Origin of the sequence: Faecalicoccus pleomorphus DSM 20574 (assembly GCF_000420345.1) — a bacterium.
GTDB lineage: Bacteria > Bacillota_I > Bacilli_A > Erysipelotrichales > Erysipelotrichaceae > Faecalicoccus > Faecalicoccus pleomorphus.
This window is the reverse complement of sequence record NZ_ATUT01000009.1, coordinates 56,887-72,400: the sequence shown is the minus strand read 5'-3', so window position 1 is coordinate 72,400 and position 15,514 is coordinate 56,887. Positions and strand designations below refer to the sequence as shown.

The 15,514-nt window shown below is 38.2% G+C and carries 18 protein-coding genes; 12 read left to right on the top strand and 6 right to left on the bottom strand.

The genetic code is table 11. The annotated features are described in order from the left end of the window. A partial coding sequence (locus tag G413_RS12160) for a hypothetical protein (protein WP_027969069.1) occupies nt 1-225 on the top strand: 225 nt, incomplete at its 5' end. A gap of 166 nt (nt 226-391) precedes the next feature. Here the strand turns inward: G413_RS12160 and G413_RS0105590 are convergent. From G413_RS0105590 to G413_RS0105575, 4 genes are all read right to left on the bottom strand, one after another. Then, nucleotides 392-793 carry an SEL1-like repeat protein gene (locus G413_RS0105590; protein ID WP_022789944.1) on the bottom strand — a complete coding sequence of 134 codons (402 nt, stop codon included), beginning with the start codon at nt 791-793 and terminating at the stop codon, nt 392-394. Between the two features lie 9 nt (nt 794-802). Beyond that, complete coding sequence (locus tag G413_RS0105585; protein WP_022789943.1) at nt 803-1,201, bottom strand: HIRAN domain-containing protein; 399 nt, start codon at nt 1,199-1,201, stop codon at nt 803-805. Next, entirely contained in the window at nt 1,186-1,968 is a 783-nt protein-coding gene (locus tag G413_RS0105580) for a hypothetical protein (RefSeq protein WP_022789942.1), read from the bottom strand. Before G413_RS0105580 ends, G413_RS0105585 begins: the two co-directional genes overlap by 16 nt. Nucleotides 1,969-2,033: 65 nt before the next feature. Next, nucleotides 2,034-3,185, bottom strand: coding sequence for a DUF349 domain-containing protein (locus G413_RS0105575; protein ID WP_022789941.1), 1,152 nt, complete (start codon nt 3,183-3,185; stop codon nt 2,034-2,036). 175 nt (nt 3,186-3,360) lie between these two features. Here G413_RS0105575 and G413_RS0105570 point away from each other — a divergent pair, with 175 nt between their 5' ends. Further along, the gene (locus G413_RS0105570; RefSeq protein ID WP_022789940.1) at nt 3,361-4,272 is read left to right on the top strand and encodes an alpha/beta fold hydrolase; all 912 of its coding nucleotides are present in this window, start codon (nt 3,361-3,363) and stop codon (nt 4,270-4,272) included. On the opposite strand, the gene G413_RS0105565 is transcribed toward G413_RS0105570, so the two are convergent. Then, nucleotides 4,269-5,639: an NAD(P)/FAD-dependent oxidoreductase gene (locus G413_RS0105565; protein ID WP_022789939.1), complete on the bottom strand. Its 1,371-nt coding sequence runs from the start codon at nt 5,637-5,639 to the stop codon at nt 4,269-4,271. The two genes, G413_RS0105570 and G413_RS0105565, sit on opposite strands and share 4 nt — an antisense overlap. Before the next feature lie 300 nt (nt 5,640-5,939). Here G413_RS0105565 and rnmV point away from each other — a divergent pair, with 300 nt between their 5' ends. From rnmV to G413_RS0105530, 7 genes are read left to right on the top strand one after another with little or no spacing between them, the layout of a single operon-like run. Beyond that, nucleotides 5,940-6,464, top strand: a complete 525-nt coding sequence (rnmV, locus tag G413_RS0105560; protein WP_022789938.1) for a ribonuclease M5 — start codon at nt 5,940-5,942, stop codon at nt 6,462-6,464. 2 nt (nt 6,465-6,466) lie between these two features. Beyond that, nucleotides 6,467-7,306 carry a 16S rRNA (adenine(1518)-N(6)/adenine(1519)-N(6))-dimethyltransferase RsmA gene (gene rsmA, locus G413_RS0105555; RefSeq protein ID WP_022789937.1) on the top strand — a complete coding sequence of 280 codons (840 nt, stop codon included), beginning with the start codon at nt 6,467-6,469 and terminating at the stop codon, nt 7,304-7,306. Then, on the top strand, nt 7,303-8,133 hold the full coding sequence (ispE, locus tag G413_RS0105550) for a 4-(cytidine 5'-diphospho)-2-C-methyl-D-erythritol kinase (protein ID WP_022789936.1): 831 nt from the start codon (nt 7,303-7,305) through the stop codon (nt 8,131-8,133). Before rsmA ends, ispE begins: the two co-directional genes overlap by 4 nt. 8 nt (nt 8,134-8,141) lie before the next feature. Next, nucleotides 8,142-8,351: a DUF1146 domain-containing protein gene (locus G413_RS0105545; RefSeq protein WP_022789935.1), complete on the top strand. Its 210-nt coding sequence runs from the start codon at nt 8,142-8,144 to the stop codon at nt 8,349-8,351. A 2-nt stretch (nt 8,352-8,353) separates the two neighbouring features. After that, the gene (locus G413_RS0105540; RefSeq protein ID WP_022789934.1) at nt 8,354-9,280 is read left to right on the top strand and encodes a rod shape-determining protein; all 927 of its coding nucleotides are present in this window, start codon (nt 8,354-8,356) and stop codon (nt 9,278-9,280) included. Then, on the top strand, nt 9,277-10,347 hold the full coding sequence (locus G413_RS0105535) for an MraY family glycosyltransferase (RefSeq protein ID WP_022789933.1): 1,071 nt from the start codon (nt 9,277-9,279) through the stop codon (nt 10,345-10,347). Before G413_RS0105540 ends, G413_RS0105535 begins: the two co-directional genes overlap by 4 nt. 44 nt (nt 10,348-10,391) lie before the next feature. Beyond that, entirely contained in the window at nt 10,392-10,922 is a 531-nt protein-coding gene (locus tag G413_RS0105530; RefSeq protein ID WP_022789932.1) for a hypothetical protein, read from the top strand. Nucleotides 10,923-11,142: 220 nt separating this feature from the next. Here the strand turns inward: G413_RS0105530 and G413_RS0105525 are convergent, their stop codons facing one another. Then, nucleotides 11,143-11,598, bottom strand: a complete 456-nt coding sequence (locus tag G413_RS0105525) for a hypothetical protein (protein ID WP_022789931.1) — start codon at nt 11,596-11,598, stop codon at nt 11,143-11,145. Nucleotides 11,599-11,810: 212 nt separating this feature from the next. On the opposite strand from G413_RS0105525, the gene tilS reads away from it, so the two are divergent. From tilS to ftsH, 3 genes are read left to right on the top strand one after another with little or no spacing between them, the layout of a single operon-like run. Beyond that, nucleotides 11,811-12,974: a tRNA lysidine(34) synthetase TilS gene (tilS, locus tag G413_RS0105520; RefSeq protein WP_022789930.1), complete on the top strand. Its 1,164-nt coding sequence runs from the start codon at nt 11,811-11,813 to the stop codon at nt 12,972-12,974. Between the two features lie 26 nt (nt 12,975-13,000). Continuing rightward, the gene (gene hpt, locus G413_RS0105515) at nt 13,001-13,543 is read left to right on the top strand and encodes a hypoxanthine phosphoribosyltransferase (RefSeq protein ID WP_022789929.1); all 543 of its coding nucleotides are present in this window, start codon (nt 13,001-13,003) and stop codon (nt 13,541-13,543) included. 15 nt (nt 13,544-13,558) lie between these two features. Further along, nucleotides 13,559-15,508, top strand: a complete 1,950-nt coding sequence (gene ftsH, locus G413_RS0105510; protein WP_022789928.1) for an ATP-dependent zinc metalloprotease FtsH — start codon at nt 13,559-13,561, stop codon at nt 15,506-15,508. The last annotated feature ends 6 nt before the right edge of the window (nt 15,509-15,514 follow it).

The window sequence follows — 15,514 nt, the reverse complement described above, 5'->3', positions numbered from 1 at the left end:
AAGATGTGTACGTTTAGTGAGGCATTGATCGAGAAAAGTGAGCTGAGAGGTGAGCTAAGAGGTGAAGTAAAAGGTGAAATTCGCGGTGAAATCAAAGGCATAGCGAAAGGTGTTTTGCAGCTGGTCAAAAATCATATCGCATCCAATATTGAACAGGCAATGGATATGTTGTCTGTAGATGAAAAAATGCGTTCAGATATAGAAAGAATTTTAGAAAACAGATAAGAATGGTTTTATTGATCACAGGAAGTTAGTTCATTTATGTTTAAAAGCCAGGCATCTTGATTTGAGTTGTCTGGCTTTTTGTCTTTAAAAAAAGCCCAATGAAGTCTTCTTTTTGTTGAATCTGTGCTTTGATGTCTTTCATTTCCTGATAATTCTAAACTTTTTTCTACCGTTTTTTCATTATTGTTTTTTTTGATAACATATTTAGCTTTTTGGCTTTTTTTTCATCTTTTTGGACATAGATTCCTTTTTTATACATTCTTGAAAGATTTTTTAAGCCGTTTTGATTATTGATCAGAGCAGCTTCTAAATAACATCGATATGCATATTCTAAATTACCAGTTTGTTCATAAAGTGCTCCCAGTATTGGAATCAACTCTTTATGGCCTGCTTCAATACCACGATGATAGGTGCGAAAGGCGCAATCAAACATTTCATTCATTGTGAAATCAAAGCCTAATTCGTCATATTCCTGGCATGAGAGATTAATAGGTTCTTCGCTATCAAAATAGATAGTATTCCATGCTTCTACATAACGTTTTTTTCTAGAATCATATTTATCTTCCATATATACTCCTTAAAAATCTACTAAATATATGGATATCCGAATATCCATGAAGCTTTTTTTCTTTTGAATCGATTTGATTTTGGCACTTAATGCCTTTCCTGCATCCATTAATCGGGAAAATACAATATTATCCTTTTCAGGGATATAACCAAGTTTTTTATTGGAAGAGTCTAAGATGACTATGGCATTCGGATCAAATTTATTTTGTTCACGTACTAGTTTTAAAGATTCTTGCGGGTTCAGTTGTAGTAAAATGGATGGATCTTCTAAATGTGTTGTACCTGCAATATAAGTATCAAATAAATGAATTTCACGAATTAAGGGTTTTAAAAGCTTATCAACACCACCATTTTGATTCAATGTTTCTACTAATTCAATGGAATGGTTTTGTATCAATTCATTTGACATGTTTGAAATACCTCCTGGTCTTCCATAAGATTATTGATCACATTATTAAGCTTATTTTGATAGTCTTTATAAGATTGAATTTCTTTTTTTAATTCAATATCTTTTTGATGAATTTTGTCTTCATCCATTAAAATAAATTTATAGGTATAAGGTTCATTTTGAATATATTCTTGAATTTCTTCTTTTAGCTGTAGAATTTTTTCATCTATATTAGGTATATCGATAGAACGCGCATAACAATGGAGGTCTTGAAGTATCCTTTGAACTAAAACATCTAATTCACTTAACTCTTTGGTATCATTAGCTTGATATGCAATCGTAATTTGATTCCATAAGTCCATTAATTCAGGTGTTTTATCGGTTAATGGATTGACATCTGGATGAATTTGTTTGGCAAGTCGACGATAAAGCTGTTTAGAACGTTTGATTTCATAGTCGCTGGAATATTTAAGCTTTTTACAATTCTTGACATCATTAAGTAGTTGTTCAAGATAATTATTATAAGATGTCATTTCATGTTTAAGAATATAGTTGATTTTATGTATATCAATACCTTGATTTTGATTGATTTGAAATTGAAAAAGGGAAATTTTCTTTTTAAGACGAACGCATTCTACTTTGAGTCTGTAAAGAGTAACTATTTTTTCACCGAAATGATGTAGATACAAACCCTGATATTGATTTGCCTCTTTTTGAATTTGATCCTTTTCGAGTAATAAGTTTTCATATTGTTTATATTTTGAATCTGAATGTATTGTAATAGACATAAATATCACCAATATCATTATAAGACAATACTAAAAAAAGCTCGATTTTTTTACGAGCTTTTCTACTATTCACCAATCTTAGAATCGATATCTTCGATTTGTGCTTCCAGTTCTTTGATGAAGGCTTCTTTTTGTTGAATCTGTGCTTCAATGTCTTTCATTTCCTGCTCAGAAACTAAACCATACAAAGAATCTTGAAGACGTTCAATCTGACGTTTTTGATTGTTCAATAAATCAACCTTACGAGCACGAGCATCTTTCATACGATTCTGATGGTCGGCCTGACGTTTGGCATTTGATTTTCCTAAACCGTCAAAATAGATATCGTTGATTTCACGGAATTCATTCCAGATCTTATCATCTTTATTCTTTCCGCAGGAACCGATTTTTTTCCATTGTACCGCAAGATCCTTCATCGTTTCTGTATTTTCACGAGAATAATCTTCGCTATCCTTAATAGCACGAGCTTTTTCAATCAATTCTTGTTTTTCTTTCAAATTGACAGCTTGTGTACTATGCAATTCTTCATAGAAAGCGTTACGGCGGGTATAGAATTTTTGACGGGCGCTGTTAAAGGCTTCCCATAAAGCATCGTTATCTTCTTTTCCCGCAAATCCGGCTTCTCTCCATTGCGTCATTAAATCACGGAATTTCTCAGATGTTTTTTTCCATTCAACAGAACCTTCAAGCTCTTTGGCTTTTTCAATGAGAGCCTCTTTAGCCTCTTTGGCTTTATCAAAGTTTTGATTCATGTTTTCCCAGGCTTCCTGTTTGCGGTCATAGAATACCTGCCGTGCTTTCTGGAATTCTTCCCAGAGAACGTCATCTAAATTGCGCCCGGCACTTGGGATTTTTTTCCATTCTTCAAACAATTCCTGCTGCGCTTTTGTCGTCTGTTTCAGATCTTTAGCTTGCGATAATTCTTTCGCTTTCTCGATCAGAGCGCGTTTAGCTGCTTCGTGTTCTTTTTCGGCTTCTTTAAACTTGGCATAGAAAGCATCGATGGCTGCCTCAAAGCGATTCTTTAAATCTTCTTCATACTCGCTTTCCCAATAATGAATCTGTCTCCAGCTGCGTCGTAACTGATTGATTTTCTGGCTGGCTTCATGATCATCTTCTATTTCACCGATTTTCTCTGCCTCTAGCACAAGAGCCTCTTTTTGTTGGATATCTTCATCCATATCGTCGTATTTTTCTTCAAAGTAGTTTTCGTTCATACGCTCACCCCCTACTTTTTGATACATATATGAAGTATATCACAAAATTAAAAACATCCCAAGAAATTCCACAAAATTCCTAGTAGTTTTCTAAAAATAGTAGAAAATAATGGCAAAATTGCGGTTGTAAATGCGAATAATGCGTGCTTCAATAGAAATAAGAAAGAGGTTTATCATGAACACAAAAGAATTTATAATATCATCTTCAAGCGACGGACTTGCCTTGTCGGCCTTATTGATCCAGCCAGATACTGCGTTAAAGGGAGTCATCGTGATTTTACATGGTATGGCCGAACATAAAGAGCGTTATGTTGATTTTATGCAGGCGTTCGCAAAAGTCGGGTATGCAGCACTGATCTATGATCATCGAGGACATGGAGAAAGCGTATGTTCAAAGGATGACTATGGCTATTTCTATGAGGAGAATGCGTGTTATATCGTGGAGGATGTCAAAGATGTGATCGATCATATCAGACAGGTATTTCCATCAGTTCCGGTTATTTTATTTGCACATTCCATGGGAACACTGGTAGCGCGTCTGTATTGTAAGAAGTATGATGATACAATCGACAAGCTGATTCTTTCCGGTCCGGTCGTTAAAAATCCACTAGTTACAGCGGCACTTTTTTTGACAAAAGTTTTAAGCCTATGTTTTGGTAAGCATCACCGCAGTCATTTTATTCAATCTCTGGCTTTTGGTGGATACGATCGGAAATTTGAAGGAACTCACGAGAATCGCTGGTTATCGGAAAATATGCATAATGTGATGGCATATAATGCAGAAGAAAAAGATGGTTTTATCTTTACGTTGAATGGATTTAAAAATCTGTTTTTGATGGTGAAAAGAACATTTGATGGAAAAGGCTGGGAAGTTAAAAATCCCAACCTTCCGATTTTGTTTTTGGCAGGAGAAAATGATCCTGTTATTGGCTCTGAAAAACAACTGCATCAGGCAGAAGATGATATGCGTAAGCAAGGATACGATAGGATGGAAGAAAAAATATATCCGCATATGCGACATGAAATCTTACAGGAAGAAAAAAAGGATACCGTAATTCACGATATCCTTGACTTTATCGAGTCTTAAAGCTCTTTGGCAATTTCTCTTGCGACGTAAACACCACTGGCACTGGCATGGCTCAAGGAGTGGGTAACACCGGAGCAATCACCGATGACATACAGTCCTTTATGGCAGGTTTCCAAGCGTTTATCCACTTGTACCTGCATATTATAGAATTTGACTTCAACACCATACAACAAAGTATCATCGCTGGCTGTTGACGGACATACTTCATCCAATGCGTAGATCATTTCGATGATATCATCCAACTGGCGCTTTGGAATAACCAGAGACAGATCCCCTGGTGTTGCCTTTAAGGTTGGTTTTACAAATCCGGATGCGATACGACTTGGTGTAGAACGCTGACCGCGGATCAGATCACCAAAACGCTGGACGATGACACCGCCGCCTAACATATTGGAAAGACGAGCAATCGATTCACCGTATTGATTGCTTTGGGAGAACGGCTCAGTAAAGTGGTTGGAAACCAACAGAGCAAAATTGGTATTGTTGGTGTATTTTGCCGGATCTTCATAGCTGTGTCCATTTACGGTGACAATACCGTTAGTGTTTTCATTAACCACGACACCATGAGGATTCATACAGAAAGTACGAACCAAATCCTGATATTTTTTGGAACGATACACAATCTTGGATTCATACAAAGAATCAGTCAGTTCGCTAAAGGTATCGGCTGCCAGTTCAACACGTACACCGATATCCACACGATTGCTTTCGGTCTTGATGCCAAGGTTTGAGCAAACACTCTCCATCCATTTACTTCCGGAACGACCGGTCGAAATAATGCAACGATGTCCCTGATATCGCTCTTGATTTTGACAAACGACTTCATATCCATTTTCTGTTTTTTCAACGGTATCAACCGGTGTATAGAAATAGAAATCGACTTTTTCTTTTAGAATATCATATAGATTTCCCAGCACGATATAGTTGATATCCGTACCTAAATGACGAACATTTGCCTTTAATAGATGCAGATTATGCTGCAGACACTTCTTGGCGATTTCTGTATGTGTGTTGACATACAACTTTGTCTGGGAACCGCCATATTCACAGTTGATCTGATCGACATATTCCATCAATTCAATGGCTTGTTTATGTCCGACATAATTGAACAAGTCACCGCCGAATTCATTGGTGATGTTGTATTTTCCATCGCTGAAGGCACCAGCCCCTCCAAAACCATTCATAATGGCACAAGTCTTACAGTGGATACAGGATTTAATCTTTTCTCCATCGATCGGACATTTTCTTTTTTCTAATGGACCGCCGGTTTCAAAGATTGCGATTTTAGCTTCTGGTTTTTCTTTGAGCAGTTCGTAGGCTGAGAAAATACCGCCGGGTCCTGCTCCAATAATGATTACATCATACATACGACACACTTCCTTTTTTTCAAACCTTGAGTATTATTCATGAAAACAAAAGAATTGTCAATATTTTGGTTTATAATCCTTTTCCTTATATAATAGGAAAGAACAAATACTTTTCTTTTCATGTCTATATGTTTATTATACGGAATTTATTGCTGTAACAAAAGATGGAATATTTGAGTTCTTTATAAACCGTGCTATAATGATTGTCGATTAAGGGGGTAAATAAAAGAGAAACGGCCGTCACCTGTTCAAACCCCGAACAAACCCCATTATGACGCTGCCTTCTCTTTTTTATTATCTATGAAACAAAAAATCAAAGAAATCATCGTTGTGGAAGGAAAAAATGATACAAATCGGCTTCAGTCTTATTTCGATTGTGATACGATTGAAACAGGTGGAGATCAACTTCAAAGAGAAACCGTGGAAAGAATCAAAGAAGCACAGAAAAGAAGAGGTGTGATTGTTTTTACCGATCCGGATCATCCCGGAGAGCACATACGAAGAATGATACAAGCGCATGTACCGGATTGTAAGCATGCGTTTATTGATAAAAACAAGGCAAGAACGACAAAGAAAGTTGGAGTAGAACATGCTTCGCAAAAAGACTTATGGGAATCTTTGTGCCATGTAGTGACTTTTGAACAGGGAGCCAACACCTTAAATTGGGAAGATTTTGTCGATCTGGGTTTGACAGGCTTAGCTGACAGTGCGCAAAGAAGAGAAAAAATCTGCCAAAAGTTTCATATCGGGCCTTGTAATGCGAAGACGTGTTTTAAACGCTTGAATCAGATGAAAGTGACAAGAGAAGAAATTGAGGAAGAATGAGTATGCAGCCGATTGCGACGATCAAAAGGACAAAAGAGATTCAGGAAAGATATCAAATCTTTACGAAAAAGAGCTATGGACAAAACTTTATCATAGAGCCTAAGGTCGTGGAAAAGATCGCACAGGCAGCTATAGAAGATCCCTCGGAGCTAGTCTTTGAGATCGGACCGGGGATTGGAGCCTTGACACAGTTTTTATGCCAAAGAGCCGATCGTGTCATCGCCTTGGAAATTGATGCAAGACTGCCGGAAATCTTAAAACAGGAAATTGATGGGAATCTGGAAATCATCTTGCAGGATGTATTAAGTACAGATATTGATGAATTGATCGCATCTAAACGTAAGGATCATCAAAAAGTGGTTTTTGCCAGCAACTTGCCATATTACATTACGACTCCTATTCTTTTTAAATTATTTGAAGCCAAAGAGCCGATTGAACGAATTACTGTGATGATGCAAAAGGAAGTGGGCGCACGTTTTTTGGCCACCAATTGTGAAAGTGAATACAATGCGTTGAGTGTGATTACTCAATATCGCTGTGATGTAAAGAAGATCATGGATGTTTCGCGTCATGTATTCTGGCCAAAACCCAATGTGGATTCGATGGTCGTGCAGTTTACCTTCCATCATAAATATCGTGTGGAGAATGAAGATTTCTTCTTTGAGATGGTTAAAGCTTGTTTCCAGCAGAGAAGAAAAACCATTTATAACAATTTAGGCCAATGGTTAAAAGATAAGAAAAAAGCAGAGGAAGTGCTTTCTAAGGCGAGTATTCCTTTGAATACAAGAGCACAGCAGTTAAGTTTAGATGATTTTATTTTGTTGTATGAGGTGTTGGCATGAAAATAAAGGCACAGGCAAAAGTGAATCTTGCTTTAGATGTAGTGAGAATCATGGAAAACGAATATCATGAACTTGATATGATCATGGCTCCGGTTTCCTTATATAATGAAATAGAAATCCATCCATCCCAACAAGATTTGATTACATGCGATACCATGAACCTTCCAAAAAATTCAACCATTCATAGAACCTTACAGGTCTTAAAAGAGAAAAAGCCGGATTTGTCTCATTATCATATTCATGTGATCAAACATATTCCCGATCAAGCCGGATTAGCCGGCAGCAGTGCTGATGCGGCTGCTGTATTTAAGGCTGTTTGTGCCATGGAAGGACTTTCCATGGAGTTGAATGAACAATTAAAACTTGCGGCTCGTATTGGTGCTGATGTTCCTTTTTGTATGGTTAATCGATTCGCCAGAGTCAAAGGAATCGGAGAAAAAATCGAATGTATCACAACCGATTGGAAACTGCCTTGCCTTTTAGTCAAACCATCGTTTGGCATATCGACCCCACAGGCTTTCCAACTTTGGGAGAGTGGAGATCAATGTTCTATAGATGTATCACAAATTCAGAAATGCATTGAACAAAAAGACTATAATTCTTTGATGAGAACGATGCAGAACGCATTGGAAACACCAGCATTTATGCTGCAGCCATCTTTAAAGGAATTAAAGGAATCGATGGAAAAGTTTGACTTGGATCGCGTCATGATGACCGGTTCCGGTTCCTGTCTGATGGGGTTTTCATTCAATCAGGAAGTTTTACTACAGACACAGAAATATTTTTCAAATCAAGGCTATTTCAGTCAGATCGTTACGATCGGTTAGGAGGAAGTATGGCCAATTCAATCGTAGAAATTATTTTATATATTGTGTGCTTTGTGCTGAGTTTTTATGCGATCAGTGCCGTGCAGTTCGATAAGTTCTGTCGTGTGAAGCAGCCTGCGAAAGTGACATTATTGATGTTTTTATGCGCATTGGCCTTATCGTATCTTTGTACACAGGCCATATTAGCGTTGACGATCTATAACGGATTGGGTGTTTAAATATGTTTGAACGCTGGTTTTTATTAGATGCGGGTGCTTATGAATTGCGTTTGCATGATTGTTCCAAACATACCGATGCCAAAACAAGAACGATCGTTGCCGTAAAAAATAATCAGCCTTTATTCTATGGACAGGAGGCCATTTCCTGCATCTACCAGGACCCTTTGATGCAGATACGTTATCCAATCTGGGAAGATTCTGTGGATTCCATGATTCATTCTCTGATTGAAAACTGTATGAATGTCTTGCAGGCGGATCAATCTTTGTTAAAGCCATGCATTTGGATGGCAGTTCCAAATTGGTATGATGAAGCCTACCGCACAAAATGGCAACACATTCTATTAGATAGTGGTATCAAAAAAGTGAAGTTCATCACGAATATGGATTTACTGCAGACCAAAGAAGCTTGTTTTTTAATTCATGCCGGTCATTCTTATACGGAAATGGGAATTTATGTGAACGGAACTTGCCGATCATATAAGAAAATATTTTTTGCGGGAAGTCGTATGGATGAGCAGATCAAACGTATCGTTGCGACAAAAACTAACTGTCTGATTTCCAATGAAGATGCGATGGCGTTAAAAAAAGCGGCGAGCGATGCTTTTTGGAAAAATCAAAATGTGCGTCTTTCCTGTACAGCGCTGGATCGTTATCAACATATGCAAAGAATTTCTATCAGCGCCTGGGATCTGTGGCCGGGAATGGAAATGATAGAGCAGCAGATCGTACTTTGGGCCAAACAATGTTTTAAGGAACAACCTTTGCAGATGAAAGAAGCGCTGTTGAAAAATGGTTTCCTTTTAAGTGGAGGTCTGGCGCATTGTTTTGGATTAAGACAACTTTTGGAACAAGCGTTTGGTTGTACGATACTGCATACAAACATGCCGGAATATGATATCATCAATACGATGAAGGAGCTGAAGGGATGATTGATCTGCAGTGGATCTTGTTAGCGTTTATGGGTAGCTTGATCCTGACCCCACTTGTAAAAAAATATTCCGTTTTGGCTAAAGCCTATGCCAAGGAAAATGAAAGAACAGTACATCATGGCTTGATTTCCCGAATCGGCGGGGTAGCCATCTATCTTTCTTTTATCGTGGTTGCTTCTTTGTTTATTGAGGTGGATTCAACGATCAATGGTGTGATTCTTGGCGGAAGTATCATGTTTTTTGCGGGACTGGTCGATGATCTGATCGATCTAAAACCCCGTATGAAGCTTTTTCTGGAACTGATTGCCGCTATTGTTGCGATATATTTTGGGGTTCGTGTTGATATCATTCGACTCCCATTTGGCATAACGATCGATATCGGTATCTTTTCTGTTCTGTTTACCTTGATTTGGATCATCGGCATCACAAATGCGGTTAATTTGATTGATGGTTTAGATGGACTTGCCGGTGGATTGTGTGTTATTGTGCTGATCATCATTGGCAGTATGGCTATCATCGAAAGACGTCTTGATATCATGTCTTTGGCATTCATTCTTGCCAGCAGCATTTTAGGCTTTCTTGTATATAACTGCCATCCGGCCAGTATATTTATGGGCGACTGTGGTTCGCTATTCTTGGGATTCATGGTTTCCACTATATCGATCATGGGCTTTAAATCCAGTACGATCATGACACTTGCCTTGCCGGTACTGATTTTGATGGTTCCCATTATTGATACATTGTCTGCCATTTTGCGCAGAACCTTAAAAGGACAACGATTTATGCAGGCTGATAAAAGCCATCTTCATCATCTTTTGATGCGGCAGTTTGGCCATCGCAATACAGTAATTATCCTATGTGGGGTGACTTCTTTATTCGGTGTCAGTGCCTTTGTTTACATGATCAATCGAACGATTGGCTTCTTTGTGATGCTTGCCATCCTGTTTGGAGTAGAACTCTTTATTGAAAAATCATCAATGATCTCCAACCATTATCATCCCATTCTAAGTGTGAGCCATTGGATACAGGCGCAGGGGATACGTTTAAAAAATAAGCGAAAAAAATAGAGATGTGTCATTTTTTGGTCACATCTTTTTGTTTTGATTAGAATATGGAACCAAAAGAATGGCTTAAACAAAAAGAATATGGCATCTCTGCTTGTGCCCTAGAACAATTGATTTATCAGGCAAAAAAAGAGGAAATGGAAATGTTGAAGGCATTAAATCCGAATGAAGTGTATGATTATATGATTTCAAAGTTGAATTTTTGTCAAAGAAAACAGACATATAACTATAAAGAAATTCTACCGGAGATACGAATTCGTAAAGGCGATATTTGTTTTATAGATTTTGGACAGGCCTACCTAATGGAGATTGGCTATCAGCATTTTGGATTGATTCTTGCGTTTAAACACCATAAAGCGTTTGTAGTGCCGATGACAGGGAAACCGATTCGTAAAATGAAGAGCCATCTTTTCGCTTTGGGAGAGATTTCGGGCCTTTACAAAGAATCATGTCTCTTTTTAAATGATGCCAAATGGATCAATACCGCACGTATTATTGATGTCAAAGGGCATATCGATCCAAAGGGAAAACAGTTTCAACAAATTTTAAAATGCGTATGTGAATGCATAGGTGTTTAAAAATCTAGATATAAAGATTTCCAATTTAAAAGAGCCATTTATGAAAATACCCTAACGTGTGAATTGTCAGGGTATTTTCGCTTTTTAATTTCTAAAATATTTCAGCATTTGTATTAAAATTGGATTTTCTGAAGTTCCATTGGACTCTCTTTTTCTTTGCCCGAACTGGACAAATTGTAAAAAGAATAAAAAGTATGTAGTGTTGTATTGTTTCTACATTTTATGTAAACAGCTTTTCCGCCGATAATGAATTGTGCTTCACGGAATTTGTTACAGGCAATGGACAATATTTTTGCCCAGGTATAAAGGCAGATGTGGGCGGATCAAGATTCCTTACAAGCTGTGCAATCAAAGGAATGGATACTAGAAAATGGTCGAGTTTCTCATCGTATTGATAAAGTTTTCTTATGTGCTTTTGAAGAGTTTTACTGAGTGAGTTTGCGTGGATGGAAACAAATTTATTGGACAGAGTAAAATAGCTGACTAAACGGAAGATTCTTCTTAAAAAACAAGGTAAGTCATCGCAGTCGTTGTCTGGCAAATCCGATTGCTCCCGAAAGTATGAAATTTTCCACATCTCTATTTTGAGGACATATGAAGCGGGAAAGGATGGATTGCAGCTTGTATTGCCATATATATCAGGCATTTTTAAAAGATTTAATTCTGTATAATCCATTATAGTTTGTCCTCGAAAAAATTTTTTGATATCTTGAACATCTTCTATTGTAACGATACCCTATTATCAGATATGTAAAAAATGAAAAACTATTAAAAAAAGTGGAAAAACTTTTTGAATCACCATTATGGATGAATCAGTAATCATGTTGTGACAAAAAAAGGATAAGCGAATGCATTGGAGCATTTCAAAAAGGATGATAAAATAGTTGCATGGTTCAATATCAAGGAATAGTGGCTTGTTCAGGTGGCCCTGACAGCATGGCCTTGTTGGCAAAGCTGTGTGATAAAAAAGTCATTGTGGCACATGTCAATTATCATAAAAGAGATACTGCAGATCGCGATGAACAGATCGTTCGCAATTTTTGTGACCAACATCATCTTCCTTTGTTTGTATATGCGCCCAAACAAGAGAAAGCTGGTAACTTTCAATCTTGGGCACGGCAGGTGCGTTATGATTTTTTTGTTGAGCTGGCTTTAAAATATCATATTGATACGATTTATGTAGCGCATCAAAAAGATGATTTGTTGGAAACCTATTTCTTTCAGAAACAGCGGCATATGCTTTGTGAAACCTATGGCTTAAAAACCGAAAGTATGTATAAAGGAATACGTATTTGTCGTCCCTTGCTTGGCCTTGGTAAAAGAGAATGTATGCAGTATTGTTTGGACCATGGGATTCCTTTCGGAATCGATGAATCGAACTTAAAGGATGACTATACCCGTAATCAAATTCGTCATTCCTTGGTAGATACACTCTCAGAAGACCAAAAAGAAGAATGGCTTCATACGATTGAAAAAGAAAATAGAGAATGGAATACGAAAAGAGAACAGATTTCTTTATTTTTGGACACGTGGGATCGAAGTGTGGATTCTTTGCCAGATTGGCTGTTTTTAGAAGAATGGCTCTTTCAATTCACACAAAAAAGATTTTCCAAAAAGGAATGTATGGATTTGATGAAGCAGCTGCAAAGCGATACTTTGATCGATCTGGGAGATTACGATCTGGAAAGCTATCATAAAAAGCTATATCTTCAAAAGAAAAAAAAGCCTGTTTTCATTCAATTGACTTCTTTGAAATATGGTCAATATGAAGGCTTTTCCATTGAAAAAACGGGAAGGAAAATCGAAGGGATCACACTCTATCCAAAGGACTTTCCTATTACGATTCGTAATGTGCAGGCCGGCGATAAGATCGAAATGGTCTGGGGAACCAAAAAGATCCATCGTATCTTCATCGATAGAAAAATTCCAAGGATCTTACGAAAAAATTGGCTGGTTGTAGAAAACAGTAAAAAAAGAATCATTTTTGTACCAAAAATAGGCTGTGATGTCCAACATTTTAGTGTTAAACCGAATGCTTTTATGATACAATGAAATTCGTATCTTAAGGAGATTATGTTATGATCAGTAAGGATATTCAAAAAGTTTTGATAAGTGAAGATCAAATTGAAGAACGCTGCGAAGAACTCGCAAAGGAAATTGAAAATGATTATAATGCGAAAGGAGAAATTCCGATCATCGTCGGATTGTTAAAGGGAAGTGTGCCGTTTATGGCAGAGTTGATCAAACGTTTCACATTTGCCTGTGAAATCGACTTTATGTCTGTCAGCTCTTATGATGGTACTGAATCAATCGGAGATGTGCGCATTGACAAAGATATGGACCTTTCTTGTAAAGGACGTTCTGTCTTGATCGTAGAAGACATCGTTGATACAGGGCGAACTTTAAAAGAGGTCAAAAAGCTGCTTTTGCGAAAAGGGGCCAAGGATGTTAAAGTTGTCAGCCTGTTAGATAAGCCGGAGCGTAGAGTTGTGGATATCGAAGCAGAATATACAGGCTTCCCTGTACCAAATGAATTCGTAGTGGGCTATGGTTTAGACTACAACCAGAAATATCGGAATTTACCTTACATAGGAATACTGAAACCTGAAGTTTACCAGTAACCAAGGAGGATGCCCATGAAAAAATGGATCAATTATTTGCCTACGTTGTTTGTGATCATGATCGTCTTGTCTCTGTTCTTTTACAGTTCACAAGGATCCACACGGACAATGAATTATACACAATTTGAGAAAATAGCGGAGGATGCGGATTTTGGTGATAGCCGCGTTTCCATTTCCTCTAACATCATCCATGTGAATGGAACCTATTCTCGTCATGATGAAAAAATATCTTATAGTGTGATCATTCCTTATTCAGAATCCAATATGGAATGGTTGAATGAAACATTGACGGATGATGGCGGAGAAATTACGGTAGAAGATCCAAATCAATCCAGTATTTGGATCACATTGTTGTCAAATATACTACCGTTAGTGATTATAGGAGTCTTTTTCTATATCATGTTTGCCAAAATGGGCGGTGGCGGCAGCAACAAAGCATTTGAGTTTGCCAAATCCAAAGCCCGTGTGGAGTCGAATGTAAAGACGCGCTTTAAAGATGTGGCAGGATGTGAAGAAGAAAAAGAAGAAGTAAAAGAAATTATAGATTATCTGAAAAATCCGAAGAAGTTTACCGACATGGGGGCACATATCCCAAAAGGGATTTTGATGGTAGGTCCGCCGGGAACCGGGAAAACGCTGCTTGCCAAAGCGGTAGCCGGTGAAGCTAACGTACCGTTCTTCTCTATTTCCGGTTCTGACTTTGTCGAAATGTTTGTCGGTACGGGTGCCAGCCGTGTACGTGACATGTTTAAAAATGCCCAGAAGAGTGCGCCATGTATCGTGTTTATCGATGAAATTGATGCCGTAGGGCGTCAGCGTGGAGCCGGTATGGGCGGTGGAAATGATGAGCGTGAACAGACATTGAACCAATTGTTGGTAGAAATGGATGGTATGACCGATAATATCGGTATCGTCGTGATTGCGGCAACTAACCGTCCGGATGTACTTGACCCGGCTTTGTTGCGAAGCGGACGTTTTGATAGACGTGTAACCGTTAACTTACCGGATGTAAAAGGCCGTAAGGAAATTTTAGAGGTACATGCCCGAAACAAGAAGCTTTCTACGGATGTTTCATTGGAAAATCTGGCGAAAAGAACACCGGGATTTTCCGGAGCCGATCTTGCCAATGTGTTAAATGAAGGTGCCATTCTGGCAGTGCGTAAAAAAGAAAAACAAATCACGATGAATGATTTGGATGAAGCGATTGACCGTGTAATGATGGGGCCGGCCAAAAAGAGCAAGAAATATACAGAAAAAGATAAGATGCTGGTATCGTATCATGAAGCCGGACATGCGGTAATCGGCTTGAAGCTGGAAGATGCCGATATGGTACAAAAAGTTACGATCATTCCACGTGGCGAAGCCGGTGGATATAACTTAATGACACCGCGTGAGGAAAAATACTTCCATCGTAAAAGTGAGTTTATCGCGCGTATTACCGGTCTTTTAGGTGGCCGTACAGCCGAAGAGCTAGTCTTTGGTGAAGTGAGCGCCGGTGCTGTGAACGATATTGAGCAGTTGACAAAGATTGCGAAAAACATGGTTCGTGTTTACGGTATGTCTTCTCTGGGGCCGATTCAGTATGCCGATCCACAGGGCAATGTTTTCTTAGGACGTGATTATACGCAGGGAAGCTCTTACTCGGATGGAGTTGCTGATGAAATCGATAAAGAAGTACGTGCCATCGTTGATGAGTGTCATACACAGTGTCGAAAGATCTTAACGGAAAATCGTGATCTTTTAGACCTGATCGCGAAAAACTTGTTTGAACATGAAACATTGACGAATGAAGAAATCAACAATTTGATGAATTATGGTACTCTGGATAATCCGGAAACAAAAACTGAAGCACCGGAAACACCAGAAGAAACAAGCGGGCAGGAAGTTCCGCCATTACCAAAACAGGGAGTCGAACAAAAAGATTTGGATGATGCCCTGAATGAATTGACAAAAAAGAAAAGTTAAGGCGTT